Source organism: Brevibacterium sp. 1718, assembly GCF_051131255.1.
Classification (GTDB): domain Bacteria; phylum Actinomycetota; class Actinomycetes; order Actinomycetales; family Brevibacteriaceae; genus Brevibacterium; species Brevibacterium sediminis.
This window is the reverse complement of sequence record NZ_CP186550.1, coordinates 1,385,512-1,401,526: the sequence shown is the minus strand read 5'-3', so window position 1 is coordinate 1,401,526 and position 16,015 is coordinate 1,385,512. Positions and strand designations below refer to the sequence as shown.

Here is a 16,015-nt window from a genome sequence, read left to right as displayed (position 1 = left end):
GTTTGCGCGGGTGTGGTGCTGCTGAGGCTCCGCTGTGGAGCCTCGATCTGCTCGAAACGAGCTGCTCAGCCCTGGCGCTGCTTGTGGCGCGGGTTGGAGCAGATGACGATGACCCGGCCGTGACGGCGGGTAATCTGGCAGTTCTCGCAGATCTTCTTGACGCTGGGCTTAACCTTCATCGTTTTTCCTTCTTTCGGTCCCTGCCCGGCCGGACAGGACGCGAATGATCGAAGATCCTTACTTGTAGCGGTAAACGATTCGTCCGCGCGAGAGATCGTATGGAGACAGCTCCACAATGACCCGGTCCTCGGGAAGGATGCGGATATAGTGCTGACGCATCTTTCCGGAGATATGTGCGAGCACCTTGTGCCCGTTGCTCAGCTCAACCCGAAACGATGCGTTCGGCAGTGCCTCGACAACGGTGCCTTCGATCTCAATGACCCCTTCTTTTTTGGCCATATCGTTCGCTAACCTCGTATTCCCGCGAAACCTTCGCGTTCGACGTAATCGTGTATCACCGACTCAATACCGGTGACCCCTCGGTCTGCAGTCCTCGTCACCACATAAAAGAAGTGGATGGCAGAAGCCGCCCACAACTGGAAAAGGGTGAGTTGAATGAGAACAGACCAATCATCAACCCTACACTACGGAGAAAGAATCTTCCACACGGTGTTCGCTTCTGAGCGTGAAGTCCCTTACAATCCCATCTTCGCCGAGGCGGCGCACCGTTCCCATGTCCCCTGACGACGAATGGAGCGCACCGCGGCCGCCCCGACTGCTAGCGTGAGAACCGCACCCGACGCAGTCCCCAAAGAGGAGCACAGAGATGTCCGATTTCGATGCCATCACCGAGGAGTCCCTCGTCGCGAAGGGCGGCCGCAAGTGGTCGTCCTTCCCCGGCTCCATCGGCGCCTTCATCGCCGAGATGGACTTCGGGGTGGCTCCCGCGGTACGGCAGTCGCTGCAGACCATCGACGATCGCGACCTCTACGGCTACGCTCCCGCCGACCTGACCGCCGACCTGAGAACAGCGACCTCGAGCTTCTGCTCCGAGCACTACGGCTGGCGGATCCCCGTCGGTCACATCGAACCGGCCAGTGATGTGCTGGCTGCGTTCCTCGGCGTCCTCACCCACCTCACACCACCCGACACTCCGATCGTGCTGCCGACACCGGCCTATATGCCGTTCTTCGATGTCGCGCGAGTGACAGGCCGCGAGCTCATCGAAGTCCCGATGCTGCGATCGGAATCCGGCTGGTCATTCGACCTCGATGCCATCGCCTCCGCTCTGACCCCCGGAGCCACGTTCGTCCTGTGCAATCCGCACAATCCGATCGGCAAGGTCTGCACCGAGGCCGAGCTGCTGGCCCTCGCCGACGTCGTGGAGAAGGCCGGTGCCCGGGTGTTCTCCGATGAGATCCATGCACCGGTCGTCTATGCCCCCGCGCGGCACATTCCCTATGCCACTCTCACCGAGGCCACCGCCGCCCACACCGCCACAGCGACAGCCGCGTCGAAGGCCTTCAACATCCCCGGCCTCAAATGCGCCCAGCTCATCCTCACCTCCCCCAGCGACCGCGAGGTCTGGGCGAAGAGGGGACAGTTCGTCTCGGGAGCCGCGTCGAACCCGGGGATACTCGCCACCACCGCCGCGTACACGCGTGGGAATGACTGGCTGAGCGAAGTCAGCGGCTACCTCAAAGGCAACCGCGACCACTTCACCGATCTCGTCGGGTCACTGCTGCCGGGTGCCGCCTATATCGAACCGGAAGGCACTTATCTGGCCTGGCTGGATCTGCGCGGCTATGGACTGGAGTCGAACCTGTCCGATCACATCCGATCCCGCGCCGAGGTGGCCGTGACCGAAGGTCAACTCTGCGGACAGGTCGGGGCCGGACATATCCGCTTCAACTTCGCACTCCCCCGACCTCTGCTCACCGAAGCGGTCAAGAGGATCGCCCGGATACTCTGACCACCATGCCCTGGGCCCTCTGACCGACATGTCCAATGGCCTCCACACCCGACACTGATCAGTCTTCGGGCAGCCATTCGATGAGTTCGAAGGATGAGCTTGCTCCCGCGCACTCGCGGATCAGCTGATCGAAGCGCAGATAGTATTCGAGATTGCACTGCCGCATCAGCGCACGGAACCGCAAAGCCGGCTGAGTCCCGTCGACGAGAGTTTCCGGCAGCAGCGGGTGGGTCATCACTGCACGGGCGACGTCGTAGTACAGATCGAAGAAGCTTCCCAGGCTCAGCCCTGCGCAACCCGTGCCGGGTGCCGAACCCCCCGAACTCAATGCGTTCATGCGCTCTTCCAGAGGCGGCAGCTGGGCGAGAGCAGCGTCGAGTTCGAATGCCCGAGTCGTCATCCTGCGTGCCGCCGCGAGGGACTCGGGGGTCAGCACTCCTGCCTCCGACCAGCCGGGAACAGGGATGTGGGGCAGTCTCTTCGAGAGCAGTCTGGACTGGTCTGCGAAGCCGATGAGGATTCCCGGTCTCAGCTGTCTGTATCCCAAGCTCCGCGCAATGTACTGCAGTCGGTCGCGCAGTCCGCGTTCAGCTTCCGGAACCGAATACACGATGGTGTGGAAGCGCCCCGCATAGTCGGGGAAGACGTGATCGCCTGCGATGTCACCGAAATCTGAGAGGATCTGTTCGCTCAGACGGTAGATGGAGACCCGCCCGATTCGTTCGCTGCTGATGATGCCACGTTGGACCATCCGTACGAGCTGATTGTGAACGCTCGAGGAGGAATACCCGTGTTCACGCAGCACGCTGACGATGACGGGTCCCGGCAGTCCACTGGCTTGCAGGCACCCGAAAACGGAGACTACGTCGAAGGCGATCCGCGTCATCCGATACCGATCACCCACATCTGTCCGACGTTTCGGGACATTGTGGACACTCGTCATGGCCGGATTCTACCGTGAAGACACAAGGATCGGTGCCGACAGGACCGAGATCGCAGCCAAGCGACGAGGAGCCACGACATGCATGACGAGAAGCACACACTGGATCAGCGCGCCTACCAGACGGCCCGCACCTCCGGACTGCTGGCGGGAGCGATCACGGCTTTCATCGCCTTCTGCGCATTCCAGATCTTCGGATTCACCATCGCCGAGACGGCCACGTGGATGTTCGCACTCGCACTGATGGCGGCGTCCGGAACCTTCGCCGCAGTCTACTTCGTCGGCAGGTCTGCCCTGAGAAAGCAGATGCCGGCCGCCTGAGTTCTCCCCTCAGGCGTCTTTCGGAGCCACGGGAGTGATTCCGAACGGCGCCAGCCCGGCCGCTCCCCCGTCGGCGGCTGTGAGTACCCAGACTCCCCCGTCATGGCGGGCCACGCTGTGTTCCCAGTGGCTCGCCCGTGACCCATCCGCCGTCACGACAGTCCAGTCGTCGGCGAGAGTGCGCGTGTCCGCACCTCCCGTGGTGAGCATCGGCTCGATCGCCAAGCACATTCCGGGCTTGATCTTCGGGCCGTTCGAGCGTGCACGGTAGTTGAGGACCTCAGGCGCCATATGCATGGAGGTGCCGATTCCGTGTCCGGTGAATTCCTCGACGAGGCCCAGGTGGGGGAACGATTCGGAGACGAAGTCATCGATGGCGTCGCCGATGTCGCTGACCTTCGTACCGGTCGCGAATGCCGCGATGCCTGCCCACATAGCCGCCTCGGTGGCAGAGGACAGCTCACGGTCGGATGCAGTGCCTGCTTCGTCGCCGCCGACGATCATCGTCAACGCTGAGTCCCCGTGGAAGCCGTCGACGACGGCGCCGCCGTCGATCGACACGATGTCCCCGGCGTTGAGGACACGGGATCCCGGGATGCCGTGGACGATCTGCTCGTTCACGGATATGCACACGACTGCAGGGAATCCCTGATAGCCCTTGAAGTTCGAGCGGGCGCCGGCGGCGTCGATGACGGCTTCCGCAGCGGCGTCCACCTCGGCGGTGGTGGCTCCGGGAACGGCCGCGGACCGGGCCGCTGAGAGCACTTCTGCTGTCAGCTGCCCGGCCCGATGCATGAGCTCAAGCTCTGCGGGAGTCTTCAGCTCGATACGTGGTCCGAAGATCATCGAATGGTCGAGAGGATGCGCTCGGTGATGTCGTTGACTTCGCCGAGTCCGTCGACCTGGCGAAGCAGACCGCGGCTGCGGTAGATATCGGTCAGCGGTTGGGTCTGCTCTTCGTAGACGTCGAGGCGATGGCGGATGACGTCTTCGCTGTCGTCGCTGCGGCCCTCGGTCTGAGCACGCGCGAGGAGACGAGCGACGACCTCGTCGGTGTCGGCGGTGAGCTCGACCACGTGCTCGATCGCCTTATCCTCTGCAGCGAGGATCCTGTCGAGTTCGTCGACCTGGGCGCTGGTGCGAGGATATCCATCGAGGAGGAAGCCTTCGGCTGCGTCATCCTGTGCCAGTCGATCTGCGACCATCGAGTTCGTGACCTCGTCGGGCACGTACTCGCCGGCATCCATGTAGCGCTTGGCCAGCTTGCCCAGTTCGGTCTCACCCTTCACATTCGCCCGGAAGATGTCTCCGGTCGAGATGGCCGGGACGCCGAGCGCCTCGGACAGGCGTGCGGCCTGGGTGCCCTTGCCGGCTCCGGGAGGGCCGATCAGGATGATGCGTGAACTCATAAGGTGTCCTTCCAATGGAATGTCCGCTGAACGTCAGCGTCCGGTCGAATCAGCGCAGCAGACCCTCGTAGTGACGCTGCTGCATCTGCGCGTCGATCTGCTTGACCGTTTCGAGGCCGACGCCGACGACGATCAGCAGTGAGGTGCCGCCGAACGGGAAGTTCTGGTTGGCGTTGATGAGAACCAGAGCGATCAGCGGAATGAGGGCGACGAAAGCCAGGTAGAGCGAGCCGGGGAAGTTGATGCGGCTGAGTACGTAGCTGAGGTACTCGGCGGTCGGACGACCGGCACGGATACCCGGGATGAAGCCGCCGTACTTCTTCATATTGTCCGCAACCTCTTCAGGGTTGAAGGTGATCGCTACGTAGAAGTAGGCGAAGAAGATCGTCAGCAGCGCATACACGGTGATGTAGAGAGGATGGTCACCGCGGGTGAAGTAGGTGTTGATCCATTCGACTGCCTTGGATTCGGGGTCGAAGAACTGCGAGATCAGACTCGGCAGGTAGAGCACCGAGGAGGCGAAGATGACGGGGATGACACCGGCCATATTCACCTTGATCGGGATGTAGGTCGACGTTCCGCCGAACATCCGACGTCCCACCATGCGCTTGGCGTACTGGACGGGGATCCTGCGCTGCGACTGCTCGACGAAGACGACGAGGGCGATGAGGACGAGTCCGACGGCCATGACGATGATGAAGATGTCGACACCCTGCTCGCGGAAGATCGCACCGAGCGAGGACGGGAAGGCAGAAGCGACGGACGTGAAGATGAGCAGCGACATTCCATTGCCCACACCGTGTTCGGTGATCTGCTCGCCCAGCCACATGATGAGGCCGGTTCCCGCGGTCAGTGTGAGGACGAGGACGGCAATGCCCCACCAAGTGTCGTTGGCGATGAGATCCTGGCAGTTCTGGACGTCGCCGAACAGTGCACCGGAGCGCACGGTCGCCACGAGGGTCGTCGAGTTGAGGATCGCGAGGCCGATGGTGAGGTAGCGAGTGTACTGAGTCAGCTTCGCCTGGCCAGAGGCGCCTTCCTTATGGAGGGCTTCGAAGCGAGGAATGACCACTCGCAGCAGCTGGACGATGATGCTCGCGGTGATATAAGGCATGATGCCCAGGGCGAAGATCGACAGCTGCAGCAGCGCGCCGCCGCTGAAGAGGTTGATCATGGCGAATCCGCCCTCGTTGAGCTGAGGCGAAGCCACGCACTCCTGCACCTTGGTGTAGTCGATTCCAGGCGAAGGAATGAACGAGCCGAGTCGGAAGATGACAAGAATGCCCAGGGTGAAGAGGAGTTTCTTCCTCAGGTCGGGCGTTCTGAAGGCCCTCCGGATTGCGCCGATCAAGCGTCCTCCTCGTTGGGGGATGAAAAGTCAGAGTCGTGGTCGCGACCTGGCGATTGAGACAAATACCTGCAAAAGACTACCAGGGTATGCCCTCCAGGCCGAAACCGGCGAAGCCCCGCGGCGACTCGGCGCAACCTGTGTTCGAGGCGGTCACAGAGCGGTTTCAGACAGGGGTTGAGATGGCATCGGAGCGGTTTCACGGGGTGTTCGAGAGGGCGTCTGGCCGGTCTCGGCCTGGTATGCGGGCCACCGCCGCCGGCGTTCAGGGATGCAGAAGGGGGCGGCCACCGAAGTGACCGCCCCCTTTGACCAGCGTTGAAGCCGGGAATCCGTCCCGAGTGGAACGGATCAGGCCTCGTTGGTGCTTCCGCCTGCAGCCTTGATCTTCTCGGCTGCGGAGCCGGAGAACTTGTCTGCAGTGATGTTCAGGGCAACGGTGATCTCACCGGTGCCGAGAACCTTGACGGGCTGCTTTGCACGCACAGCGCCCTTCTCCACGAGATCGGCGACGGTGACGTCTCCGCCCTCGGGGAACAGGCTGGACAGCTTGTCGAGGTTGACAACCTGGAACTCCACCTTGGCGGGGTTCTTGAATCCACGCAGCTTGGGCAGACGCATGTGCATCGGGGTCTGGCCGCCCTCGAAGCCGTGCGGAACCTGGTAGCGGGCCTTCGTGCCCTTGGTTCCGCGTCCGGCGGTCTTACCCTTCGAAGCCTCACCACGACCGACACGGGTCTTGGCGGTCTTGGCACCGGGAGCAGGGCGCAGATCGTGCAGCTTCAGCGAGTCGTTGTTCGACATATCAATCGACCTCTTCCACAGTCACGATGTGGCGGACAGCGTTGATCATTCCCCGGATCTCGGGGCGATCTTCCTGCACCACAACGTCGTTGGTCCGCTTGAGACCGAGCGAACGCAGCGTGTCACGCTGGCTCTGACGGTATCCGATTGCGGACTTGCGCTGAGTAATCTTGAGCTTTGCCATCAGGACTTCGCCCCACTTTCAGCAGCTGCTCGCAGCAGTGCGTGCGGAGCAACTTCGTCGACGGGCAGGCCACGGCGAGCCGCGACCTCTTCCGGACGCTCAAGGCCCTTCAGCGCGGCGATCGCAGCGTGCACGATGTTGATCGCGTTCGCCGAGCCCAGCGACTTGGACAGGACGTCCTGGACGCCTGCCGCATCGAGGACCGCACGAACGGGTCCACCGGCGATGACACCGGTACCCGGAGCGGCCGGACGCAGCAGGACGACGCCTGCGGCTTCCTCGCCCTGAATAGGGTGCGGAATGGTCTTCTGGATGCGGGGAACGCGGAAGAAGTTCTTCTTCGCTTCCTCGACACCCTTGGCGATGGCGGCAGGAACTTCCTTCGCCTTGCCGTAGCCCATGCCGACCATGCCGTCGCCGTCACCGACCACGACGAGAGCCGTGAAGGAGAACCGACGTCCACCCTTGACGACCTTCGACACGCGGTTGATCGTGATGACGTGTTCGATGAACTGGTTCTTGTCTTCACGGTCGTTGCGACCACCGCGTCCACGGCCTTCGCCGCGTCCGCGACCCTGACCGCCCTGTCCACCCTGGCCGCGGCCACGGGAGGAACGGTCACCGCTGTTGTCGGTGCGGGTCTCAGCAGTTGCCTGCTGTTCCTTGTTCTCTTCAGTGCTCATAGGGCCAATCCTCCTTCACGGGCACCTTCGGCGATTGCCTGCACACGGCCGTGGTAGGCATTGCCTCCACGGTCGAAGACGACGGAGTCGATTCCGGCGTCCTTGGCGCGCTGAGCAACCAGCTCGCCCACCTTGCGGGCTTTGCCGGTCTTATCGCCTTCGAATGTCCGCAGGTCGGCTTCCATGGTGGAGGCCGAGACCAGGGTCTTGCCGACGGTGTCGTCGATGACCTGGACGAAGACGTGGCGCGTGGAGCGAGTCACTGAGAGGCGAGGGCGCTCGGTCGTGCCGCTGACATGCTTGCGCAGTCGAGCGTGACGACGCTTGCGAGCAGCTGCCCTGCCTTTGCCGTAGCTTTCCTTCTTGCCAAAGGCCATCGTTACTTACCAGCCTTTCCGACCTTGCGACGGACGATTTCGCCGGCGTAGCGCACACCCTTGCCCTTATAAGGCTCGGGCTTGCGCAGCTTCCGGATGTTGGCAGCGGTCTCACCGACGAGCTGCTTGTCGATTCCGTGGACAGCAACCTTGGTCTGACCGTCGACGCTGAAGGAGATTCCCTCCGGCGGTTCGACGACGATCGGGTGGCTGTAGCCGAGGGCGAACTCGAGGTTCGATCCCTTGGCCAGGACACGGTAACCGGTTCCGACGATCTCGAGGGCCTTGGAGTAGCCATCGGTCACACCGACGATCATGTTGTTGATGAGCGTGCGGGACAGTCCGTGCAGAGAACGCGATTCGCGCTCTTCGTCCGGACGGGCAACCGTGATGACACCGTCTTCGAGCGATACGGTGATCGGCTCGGCGATGGTGACGGACAGCTCGCCCTTAGGTCCCTTGACGGCGACATCCTGGCCGTCGACCTTGACCTCGACGCCGCTGGGAACGGAGATCGGGTTCTTGCCAATACGTGACATGTTCTTCTCTCCTTCCTTTACCAGACGTAGGCGAGGACTTCCCCACCCACACCCTTCTTGGCGGCCTGACGGTCCGTCAGGAGGCCTGACGAGGTCGACAGGATGGCGATGCCGAGGCCGCCGAGAACCTTGGGCAGGTTCGTGGACTTCGCGTAGACGCGCAGTCCCGGCTTCGACACACGACGCAGGCCGGCGATCGAACGTTCCCGGTTGGGTCCGAACTTCAGGTCCAGGAGCAGAGTCTTGCCGACTTCGGCGTCTTCGACGCTCCAGCCGGTGATGTAGCCCTCGGTCTTGAGGATCTCGGCGATGTTCGACTTGAGCTTCGAGAACGGCATACTGACGTCCTCGTGATAAGCCGAGTTGGCGTTGCGCAGACGCGTAAGCATGTCTGCGACTGGATCAGTCATTGTCATTTGGGCACTTGCCCTTCCTCGTTACGGTTTCCGCCCACGTACTGTGCTTGGACCTGCAACGTAGCGATTATTTTTGTTTGAACGGGAACCCGAGGTGACGCAGCAGTGCACGTCCCTCGTCGTCGGTTGCCGCGGTGGTGACGACGGTGATATCCATACCGCGGACGCGGTCGATCCGGTCCTGATCGATCTCGTGGAACATGGACTGTTCGGTGAGGCCGAAGGTGTAGTTACCGTTTCCGTCGAACTGACGATCCGAGAGTCCGCGGAAGTCGCGGATACGCGGCAGTGCCAGAGTGATGACGCGGTCGATGAACTCCCACATCCGGGCTCCACGCATGGTGACGTGGGCGCCGATGGGCTGACCTTCGCGCAGCTTGAACTGTGCGATGGACTTGCGGGCACGTGTCACGACAGGCTTCTGACCGGTGATCAGAGTCAGGTCGTTGATCGCGCCTTCGATCATCTTGGAATCGCGTGCTGCGTCACCCACACCCATGTTCACGACGACCTTGGTCAGTCCGGGAACCTGCATGGGGTTGGCGTAGTTGAACTCTTCCTGCAGCTTCGCAACGATCTCTTCGCGGTAAATCTGCTTGAGACGCGGTGCGGGACGGCTGGTGGTTGTTTCCGTCATCAGATCTCCTCCCCGGTGCGACGCGAGATGCGAACTCGAACGGTCTTGGTGCGACCGTCGCGCTCGACGCTCTCTTCGCGGTATCCGACGCGGGTGGGCTTGTTGTCCTTGGGATCAACGAGCGCCACGTTGGACACGTGGATGGGGGCTTCGTGGGTCTCACGGCCACCAGCGGTGCCGCCGGCCTGAGTCTGCGTAGCCTTCTTGTGCTTGATCACGCGGTTGACGCCCTCAACGAGGACGCGGTTGCGTTCGGGGTAGACGGCAAGAACCTTGCCCTGCTTGCCACGATCGCCACCACGGGACTGCCGAGCGCCGGCGATGACCTGGACGAGGTCGCCCTTCTTGATCTTGAGCTTGTTCGCCATGCTCACAACACCTCCGGTGCCAGGGAGACGATCTTCATGAACTTCTTGTCGCGGAGTTCGCGTCCCACGGGCCCGAAGATACGGGTTCCGCGTGGTTCCTCATCGTTCTTGAGGATGACAGCTGCATTCTCATCGAACTTGATGTAGGAGCCGTCGGGACGACGACGTTCCTTGGCAGTGCGAACGATGACGGCCTTGACGACGTCACCCTTCTTCACATTGCCGCCAGGGATTGCATCCTTGACGGTTGCCACGATGGTGTCACCGATCGAGGCGTAGCGCCGACCGGAGCCACCCAGGATCCTGATTGCCAGGATCTGCTTGGCGCCAGTGTTGTCGGCGACTTTGAGTCGCGACTCTTGCTGAATCACTATTTTCTCCTGTCGTCGCGCTGGTTCTCACGCCTGAGCGCGAGCCTTGCGGAACGGATTCATTGACATTTCACCCCGTTCCCGGTAGCCGCCCACGGCCTGCAGGAGGCCGCGGGCGGGACCGGGTGGGTGGGGTGGCGTTGACTACTTGGCGCGTTCGACGATTTCGACGAGCCGCCAACGCTTCGCGGCCGAAAGGGGCCGCGTCTCGGCCACGAGGACGAGGTCGCCGATGCCGGCGGTGTTCTCTTCGTCGTGAACCTTGTACTTGACCGACTTGCGCATGACCTTGCCGTAGAGGCGGTGCTTCATGCGCTCCTCAACCTCGACGACGATGGTCTTGTCCATCTTGTCGGATACGACGTAGCCACGTGCGGTCTTGCGGGAGTTGCGTTCCGCAGCAGTGGACTCGGTGTTCGTGGTCTCCGCCATCACTTGCTCTCTTCCTTGGCATCAGCGGGGTTCGGACGGATGTCCAGCTCCCGTTCGTTGAGCACGGTGTAGATACGAGCGATGTCGCGACGCACGGCCTTGAGGCGACCGTGGCTCTCCAGCTGGCCGGTGGCCGACTGGAAACGCAGGTTGAACAGCTCGGCCTTGGCCTTCTTGAGCTCTTCCTGCAGACGCTCGTTGTCGTAACCGTCAAGCGCGTCGATGGAAAGGTTCTTCGAACCGATAGCCATTCTCACTCACCACCTTCGCGGGCCACGATACGGGCCTTCAGCGGAAGCTTATGGATCGCCAGGCGCAGAGCCTCGCGAGCAACTTCCTCGGACACACCGCCGAGTTCGAACATGACTCGACCGGGTTTGACATTGGCGATCCACCACTCCGGCGAACCCTTACCGGAACCCATGCGGGTTTCGGCCGGCTTCTTCGTCAGCGGGTGATCAGGGTAGATGTTGATCCACACCTTGCCGCCGCGCTTGATGTAGCGGGTCATGGCAATACGTGCGGCCTCGATCTGACGGTTGGTGACATAAGCCGGCTCGAGAGCCTGGATGCCGTAGTCACCGAAGGACACCGTCGTACCTCCCTTGGCGGCGCCGCCCCGGTTGGGGTGGTGCTGCTTGCGGAATTTCACTCGACGAGGGATCAGCATTTCTCAGCCCTCCGATCCGGCCTCAGCCGCGGGGGCTTCGGCGCTGTTCTCAGTATTACGGGCCTGGTCGCCACGGCGCGGTGCGCCTTCCTGACCACGTCCGCGGCCTCCACGACCGCGCCCACGGCCACGCGGGCCACGAGCAGCAGGAGCCTTGGCCTGCTCGGCGGCAAGCTCCTTGTCGGTCATGTCGCCCTTGTAGATCCACACCTTGACGCCGATGCGTCCGAAAGTGGTGTGGGCTTCGTGAACGCCGAAGTCGATGTTCGCGCGCAGGGTGTGCAGCGGCACACGACCTTCGCGGTAGAACTCGGACCGGCTCATCTCAGCACCGCCGAGGCGGCCCGAGCACTGCACGCGGATGCCCTTGGCACCTGCGCGCTGGGCGCTCTGGATCGCCTTGCGCATCGCGCGGCGGAAGGCCACGCGGCTGGCGAGCTGCTCGGCAACACCCTGGGCGACGAGCTGAGCGTCGACCTCGGGGTTCTTCACCTCAAGGATGTTGAGCTGAATCTGCTTGCCGGTGAGCTTTTCGAGCTGACCGCGGATGCGGTCTGCTTCGGCTCCGCGACGGCCGATGACGATGCCCGGGCGTGCGGTGTGGATGTCGACGCGGACACGGTCACGCGTGCGCTCGATGTTGACCTTCGAGATGCCGGCCCGTTCGAGGCCGGTGTTCATCATCTGGCGGATCTTGACATCTTCGAGCACGTAGTCGCGGTAGCGCTGCCCCGGCTTGGTCGAGTCAGCGAACCACTTCGACTTGTGATCCGTGGTGATTCCGAGTCGGAATCCATTCGGATTGATCTTCTGGCCCATTAACGGTTCCCCTTCCGGCTCTTGCGCTGAGGCAGGTCGTCACCGCTGGCCAGGACCACTGTCACGTGGCTGGTGCGCTTCTCAATGCGAAAAGCGCGACCCTGGGCACGCGGACGGAACCGCTTCATGGTCGGCCCCTCGTCCACGAAGGCTTCGGAGATGACCAGTTCGTTCTCGTCGAACGCAACGCCTTCCTCGTCGGCCCGGACACGCGCATTGGCGATGCCGGAGGCCACGAGCTTGTAAATCGGATCTGATGCCGACTGTTCTGCAAACTTCAACACTGCAAGTGCTTCGGTCGCCTGCTGACCACGAATGAGGTCGATGACGCGCCGAGCCTTGCGAGGCGTAACGCGCAGGTACCGCGCCTTAGCCTTGGCTTCCATCGCTTCCTTCTCTCTTCTCTAGGATCGAAAGAGTGCCCCGCCTCAGCGGCGGCGACCCTTGCGATCGTCCTTTTCGTGGCCACGGAACGTCCGTGTCGGTGCGAACTCGCCGAGCTTGTGTCCGACCATCGACTCAGTGATGAAGACGGGGACATGCTTGCGTCCGTCATGTACTGCGATGGTGTGTCCCAGGAAGTCCGGGATGATCATCGAGCGACGAGACCATGTTTTGATGACATTTTTGGTGTTCTTCTCGTTCTGACGAGCCACCTTCTGGAAGAGGTGTTCGTCGACGAAAGGACCCTTTTTGAGGCTACGAGGCATAAGTCAGTACTCCAATCAGCGCTTCTTGCCGGTCCGGCGACGGCGCACGATGTACTTGTCGCTCTCTTTGTTCGGCCGGCGTGTGCGGCCCTCCAACTGACCCCACGGGCTGACTGGGTGACGACCACCCGAAGTACGGCCCTCGCCACCACCATGCGGGTGGTCGATCGGGTTCATCACGACACCGCGGACGGTCGGGCGCTTGCCCTTCCAACGCATGCGGCCTGCTTTGCCCCAGCTGATGTTCGACTGCTCGGCATTGCCGACCTCGCCGATCGTCGCACGGCAGCGCGCATCGACGTTGCGGATCTCGCCCGAAGGCATCCGCAGCTGTGCGAAACGGCCGTACTTCGCCACGAGCTGCACGGACGAACCGGCAGAGCGAGCGATCTTGGCACCGCCACCGGGACGCATTTCAACTGCGTGCACCACGGTGCCGACTGGGATATTGCGCAGGGCAAGGTTGTTGCCCGGCTTGATGTCTGCACCCGGACCGGCTTCCACCTGTGCGCCCTGCTTGAGGTTCTGCGGGGCGATGATGTAGCGCTTCTCTCCGTCTGCATAGTGCAGCAGAGCGATGCGAGCCGTACGGTTCGGGTCATATTCGATGTGTGCGACCTTCGCCGGAACGCCATCTTTGTCATGGCGGCGGAAGTCGATGACACGGTACTGACGCTTGTGACCGCCGCCCTGATGGCGGGTGGTCACGCGTCCCTGGCTGTTGCGGCCGCCGCGCTTGGGCAGCGGGCGCAGAAGCGACTTCTCCGGTGTAGACCGGGTCACTTCGACGAAGTCGGCGACCGACGAGCCACGGCGGCCCGGGGTCGTCGGCTTGTGCTTACGGATTCCCATGAGTCTTGTCCTTCTTTGACGAAGGATCGCTTAGAGCGATCCACCGAAGATGTCGATCGATCCGTCCTTGAGGGCGACAATGGCACGCTTGGTGTCCTTGCGCTTTCCCCAACCGGTGCGGGTGCGGCGGCGCTTGCCCTGACGGTTCAGGGTGTTGACCTTGGCGACCTGCACATCGAAGATCGTTTCAATGGCTTGCTTGATCTCGGTTTTGTTCGAGTCCTGGTCGACGAGGAAGGTGTACTTGCCTTCGTCCATCAGGCTGTAGGTCTTCTCCGAGACGACCGGTGCGACGATGATGTCGCGCGGGTCCTTGAAGTTCAGACTCATGATGCGTCCTCCGATTTGCGGTTTCCGCTCAGGAACGCGGCAAGAGCTGCCTCGGTGAACACGATGTCGTCGGCGAGCAGCACATCATAGGTGTTGAGCTGATCGGCGGTGAGCACGTGGACGTGGGGCAGATTGCGCACGCTCAGGTAGGTGAGCTCGTCGTCACGATCGAGCACCACGAGGGTGTTCTTGCGTTCGGACAGACCGGCCAGTGCGGCCTTCGCCTGCTTGGTCGACGGGGCGTCGCCGGTGACCAGGTTCTTCATCACGAAGACCTGATCGAGGCGTGCACGATCCGACAGGGCTCCGCGCAGAGCGGCGGCCTTCATCTTCTTGGGGGTCCGCTGCGAGTAGTCGCGCGGGACCGGTCCGTGCACGATTCCACCGCCGTTGTACTGGGGAGCGCGGATCGAACCCTGACGGGCGTTGCCGGTTCCCTTCTGACGGTAGGGCTTGCGACCGCCACCGCGAACTTCGGAGCGGGTCTTCGTCTTGTGCGTACCCTGACGGGCCGCAGCCAGCTGTGCAACGACGACCTGGTGGATCAGGGGCACATTGGTCGGCACACCGAAGACCTCGGCGGGCAGATCAACGGAGCCGGCCTTGGCACCAGCGGCATCGATGACGTCGACTGTCTTGACATCAGTCATGACGTTCAGGCCTCCTTCGCGGCCGAGCGAACGAGGACGACTCCACCCTTGGGGCCGGGAACGGCGCCCTTGATGAGCAGGAAGTTGTTCTCGTTGTCCACGGCGTGGATCGTGAGGTTCTGGGTGGTGTGCTTGACAGCGCCCATACGGCCGGCCATGCGCATACCCTTGAACACGCGACCAGGTGTCGCGGCTCCGCCGATCGAACCTGGCTTGCGGTGGTTGCGGTGCTGACCGTGGGAGGCACCGACACCGGAGAAGCCGTGACGCTTCATGACACCGGCGGTTCCCTTGCCCTTGGTCTTCGCGGTCACATCAACCTTGAGTCCGGCTTCGAACGTGTCGACGCCGAGTTCCTGGCCGAGCGCGTAGTCAGCAGCATCTGCAGTGCGCAGCTCGACGAGGTGACGGCGTGGGGTCACACCGGCCTTCTCGAAGTGGCCTGCAGTCGGCTTGTTGACCTTGCGAGGATCGATCTCGCCGAACGCGATCTGCACAGCGGGGTAACCATCGGTTTCCTCGTTGCGGACCTGGGTTACGACGTTGTTACCGGTGGCCACCACGGTCACCGGCACGAGGTTGTTCTGCTCATCCCAGACCTGGGTCATGCCCAGCTTGGTTCCCAGAAGGCCCTTGACCTTGCGGGTGGTCGGGAGAGCGGATGAACGAGTGTTCGCCATTGCTGCCTCCCTTAGAGCTTGATCTCGATGTTGACGTCGTCAGCGAGGTCGAGACGCATCAGCGAATCGACTGCCTTCGGCGTCGGGTCGACGATGTCGATCAGACGCTTGTGCGTGCGCATCTCGAAATGCTCACGGCTGTCCTTGTATTTGTGCGGCGAACGGATGACGCAGTAAACGTTCTTCTCCGTTGGCAACGGCACGGGGCCCACAACAGTCGCACCTGCGCGAGTGACGGTGTCCACGATCTTGCGTGCAGCACTGTCAATCACAGCGTGGTCGTACGACTTGAGCCGAATGCGGATCTTCTGTCCCGCCATGGCGTCGTCTCTTTCTTTAGTTGCTTCCGGCCATCAACTCGCAGAGTGTCGGAGACTCTCTGCCGTCTGTGCCGGCTGACCATGACCGACCCCCGAGGTCGGGCGTGTCGGCTGATCCTGGCGGAGAAATTCTCACTTCTCCCCCAAGCGCCGACGGCACTTCTACTCATTGGCTGCTCGGTC

General features: G+C 62.4%; 28 protein-coding genes. 2 read left to right on the top strand and 26 right to left on the bottom strand.

Annotated elements, in window-relative coordinates:
* Window positions 1–65: 65 nt before the first annotated feature.
* Together rpmJ and infA are read right to left on the bottom strand one after the other, a co-directional pair.
* The gene (rpmJ, locus tag ACOZ9V_RS06190; RefSeq protein ID WP_009884960.1) at window positions 66–179 is read right to left on the bottom strand and encodes a 50S ribosomal protein L36; all 114 of its coding nucleotides are present in this window, start codon (window positions 177–179) and stop codon (window positions 66–68) included.
* A gap of 58 nt (window positions 180–237) precedes the next feature.
* A complete protein-coding gene (infA, locus tag ACOZ9V_RS06185; protein WP_009379245.1) occupies window positions 238–459 on the bottom strand; it encodes a translation initiation factor IF-1 in 222 nt (73 codons plus the stop codon).
* A 367-nt stretch (window positions 460–826) separates the two neighbouring features.
* Between infA and ACOZ9V_RS06180 the strand changes: the two genes are divergently transcribed.
* Window positions 827–1,972 (top strand): MalY/PatB family protein, encoded by a 1,146-nt coding sequence (locus ACOZ9V_RS06180; RefSeq protein ID WP_181271774.1) that lies wholly within the window; start codon window positions 827–829, stop codon window positions 1,970–1,972.
* Between the two features lie 58 nt (window positions 1,973–2,030).
* Here ACOZ9V_RS06180 and ACOZ9V_RS06175 read toward each other — a convergent pair whose 3' ends face one another.
* Entirely contained in the window at window positions 2,031–2,915 is an 885-nt protein-coding gene (locus ACOZ9V_RS06175) for a PaaX family transcriptional regulator (RefSeq protein WP_139468545.1), read from the bottom strand.
* A gap of 78 nt (window positions 2,916–2,993) precedes the next feature.
* Between ACOZ9V_RS06175 and ACOZ9V_RS06170 the strand changes: the two genes are divergently transcribed.
* Window positions 2,994–3,233 (top strand): hypothetical protein, encoded by a 240-nt coding sequence (locus tag ACOZ9V_RS06170; RefSeq protein ID WP_181271775.1) that lies wholly within the window; start codon window positions 2,994–2,996, stop codon window positions 3,231–3,233.
* 9 nt (window positions 3,234–3,242) lie between these two features.
* Here ACOZ9V_RS06170 and map read toward each other — a convergent pair whose 3' ends face one another.
* The 23 genes from map to rpsJ form a co-directional block, all read right to left on the bottom strand.
* Window positions 3,243–4,079: a type I methionyl aminopeptidase gene (gene map / locus ACOZ9V_RS06165; RefSeq protein WP_181271776.1), complete on the bottom strand. Its 837-nt coding sequence runs from the start codon at window positions 4,077–4,079 to the stop codon at window positions 3,243–3,245.
* The gene (locus ACOZ9V_RS06160; RefSeq protein ID WP_139468548.1) at window positions 4,076–4,642 is read right to left on the bottom strand and encodes an adenylate kinase; all 567 of its coding nucleotides are present in this window, start codon (window positions 4,640–4,642) and stop codon (window positions 4,076–4,078) included. Before ACOZ9V_RS06160 ends, map begins: the two co-directional genes overlap by 4 nt.
* 49 nt (window positions 4,643–4,691) lie before the next feature.
* Complete coding sequence (gene secY / locus ACOZ9V_RS06155; RefSeq protein WP_139468549.1) at window positions 4,692–5,993, bottom strand: preprotein translocase subunit SecY; 1,302 nt, start codon at window positions 5,991–5,993, stop codon at window positions 4,692–4,694.
* A gap of 348 nt (window positions 5,994–6,341) precedes the next feature.
* On the bottom strand, window positions 6,342–6,794 hold the full coding sequence (gene rplO, locus ACOZ9V_RS06150) for a 50S ribosomal protein L15 (RefSeq protein ID WP_101546948.1): 453 nt from the start codon (window positions 6,792–6,794) through the stop codon (window positions 6,342–6,344).
* Window position 6,795: 1 nt separating this feature from the next.
* Window positions 6,796–6,978 (bottom strand): 50S ribosomal protein L30, encoded by a 183-nt coding sequence (gene rpmD / locus ACOZ9V_RS06145; protein ID WP_025777914.1) that lies wholly within the window; start codon window positions 6,976–6,978, stop codon window positions 6,796–6,798.
* Window positions 6,978–7,661 (bottom strand): 30S ribosomal protein S5, encoded by a 684-nt coding sequence (rpsE, locus tag ACOZ9V_RS06140; protein WP_216657189.1) that lies wholly within the window; start codon window positions 7,659–7,661, stop codon window positions 6,978–6,980. The genes rpmD and rpsE overlap by 1 nt, the downstream gene beginning before the upstream one ends.
* Window positions 7,658–8,038 (bottom strand): 50S ribosomal protein L18, encoded by a 381-nt coding sequence (gene rplR, locus ACOZ9V_RS06135; protein WP_092015640.1) that lies wholly within the window; start codon window positions 8,036–8,038, stop codon window positions 7,658–7,660. Before rplR ends, rpsE begins: the two co-directional genes overlap by 4 nt.
* Before the next feature lie 2 nt (window positions 8,039–8,040).
* On the bottom strand, window positions 8,041–8,577 hold the full coding sequence (gene rplF, locus ACOZ9V_RS06130; RefSeq protein ID WP_025777917.1) for a 50S ribosomal protein L6: 537 nt from the start codon (window positions 8,575–8,577) through the stop codon (window positions 8,041–8,043).
* Window positions 8,578–8,594: 17 nt separating this feature from the next.
* Complete coding sequence (gene rpsH, locus ACOZ9V_RS06125) at window positions 8,595–8,993, bottom strand: 30S ribosomal protein S8 (RefSeq protein ID WP_025777918.1); 399 nt, start codon at window positions 8,991–8,993, stop codon at window positions 8,595–8,597.
* 67 nt (window positions 8,994–9,060) lie between these two features.
* A complete protein-coding gene (rplE, locus tag ACOZ9V_RS06120) occupies window positions 9,061–9,630 on the bottom strand; it encodes a 50S ribosomal protein L5 (protein WP_039206325.1) in 570 nt (189 codons plus the stop codon).
* Window positions 9,630–9,998 carry a 50S ribosomal protein L24 gene (gene rplX, locus ACOZ9V_RS06115; protein ID WP_139468550.1) on the bottom strand — a complete coding sequence of 123 codons (369 nt, stop codon included), beginning with the start codon at window positions 9,996–9,998 and terminating at the stop codon, window positions 9,630–9,632. Before rplX ends, rplE begins: the two co-directional genes overlap by 1 nt.
* 2 nt (window positions 9,999–10,000) lie before the next feature.
* Window positions 10,001–10,369, bottom strand: a complete 369-nt coding sequence (gene rplN, locus ACOZ9V_RS06110) for a 50S ribosomal protein L14 (protein WP_025777921.1) — start codon at window positions 10,367–10,369, stop codon at window positions 10,001–10,003.
* Between the two features lie 144 nt (window positions 10,370–10,513).
* The gene (gene rpsQ / locus ACOZ9V_RS06105) at window positions 10,514–10,801 is read right to left on the bottom strand and encodes a 30S ribosomal protein S17 (RefSeq protein WP_139468551.1); all 288 of its coding nucleotides are present in this window, start codon (window positions 10,799–10,801) and stop codon (window positions 10,514–10,516) included.
* Window positions 10,801–11,052: a 50S ribosomal protein L29 gene (rpmC, locus tag ACOZ9V_RS06100; RefSeq protein WP_025777923.1), complete on the bottom strand. Its 252-nt coding sequence runs from the start codon at window positions 11,050–11,052 to the stop codon at window positions 10,801–10,803. Before rpmC ends, rpsQ begins: the two co-directional genes overlap by 1 nt.
* 2 nt (window positions 11,053–11,054) lie before the next feature.
* The gene (gene rplP / locus ACOZ9V_RS06095) at window positions 11,055–11,471 is read right to left on the bottom strand and encodes a 50S ribosomal protein L16 (protein ID WP_025777924.1); all 417 of its coding nucleotides are present in this window, start codon (window positions 11,469–11,471) and stop codon (window positions 11,055–11,057) included.
* A 3-nt stretch (window positions 11,472–11,474) separates the two neighbouring features.
* Window positions 11,475–12,290 carry a 30S ribosomal protein S3 gene (gene rpsC / locus ACOZ9V_RS06090; RefSeq protein WP_139468552.1) on the bottom strand — a complete coding sequence of 272 codons (816 nt, stop codon included), beginning with the start codon at window positions 12,288–12,290 and terminating at the stop codon, window positions 11,475–11,477.
* Window positions 12,290–12,676, bottom strand: a complete 387-nt coding sequence (gene rplV / locus ACOZ9V_RS06085) for a 50S ribosomal protein L22 (protein ID WP_025777926.1) — start codon at window positions 12,674–12,676, stop codon at window positions 12,290–12,292. Before rplV ends, rpsC begins: the two co-directional genes overlap by 1 nt.
* Window positions 12,677–12,718: 42 nt before the next feature.
* Entirely contained in the window at window positions 12,719–13,000 is a 282-nt protein-coding gene (gene rpsS / locus ACOZ9V_RS06080; protein ID WP_025777927.1) for a 30S ribosomal protein S19, read from the bottom strand.
* A gap of 15 nt (window positions 13,001–13,015) precedes the next feature.
* Window positions 13,016–13,852, bottom strand: coding sequence for a 50S ribosomal protein L2 (rplB, locus tag ACOZ9V_RS06075; RefSeq protein ID WP_025777928.1), 837 nt, complete (start codon window positions 13,850–13,852; stop codon window positions 13,016–13,018).
* A 30-nt stretch (window positions 13,853–13,882) separates the two neighbouring features.
* Window positions 13,883–14,182 (bottom strand): 50S ribosomal protein L23, encoded by a 300-nt coding sequence (rplW, locus tag ACOZ9V_RS06070; RefSeq protein WP_025777929.1) that lies wholly within the window; start codon window positions 14,180–14,182, stop codon window positions 13,883–13,885.
* A complete protein-coding gene (rplD, locus tag ACOZ9V_RS06065) occupies window positions 14,179–14,832 on the bottom strand; it encodes a 50S ribosomal protein L4 (protein WP_139468553.1) in 654 nt (217 codons plus the stop codon). Before rplD ends, rplW begins: the two co-directional genes overlap by 4 nt.
* Before the next feature lie 5 nt (window positions 14,833–14,837).
* Window positions 14,838–15,512 (bottom strand): 50S ribosomal protein L3, encoded by a 675-nt coding sequence (gene rplC / locus ACOZ9V_RS06060; protein ID WP_101546942.1) that lies wholly within the window; start codon window positions 15,510–15,512, stop codon window positions 14,838–14,840.
* Between the two features lie 11 nt (window positions 15,513–15,523).
* Entirely contained in the window at window positions 15,524–15,832 is a 309-nt protein-coding gene (rpsJ, locus tag ACOZ9V_RS06055) for a 30S ribosomal protein S10 (protein WP_009379191.1), read from the bottom strand.
* Window positions 15,833–16,015: the final 183 nt, after the last annotated feature.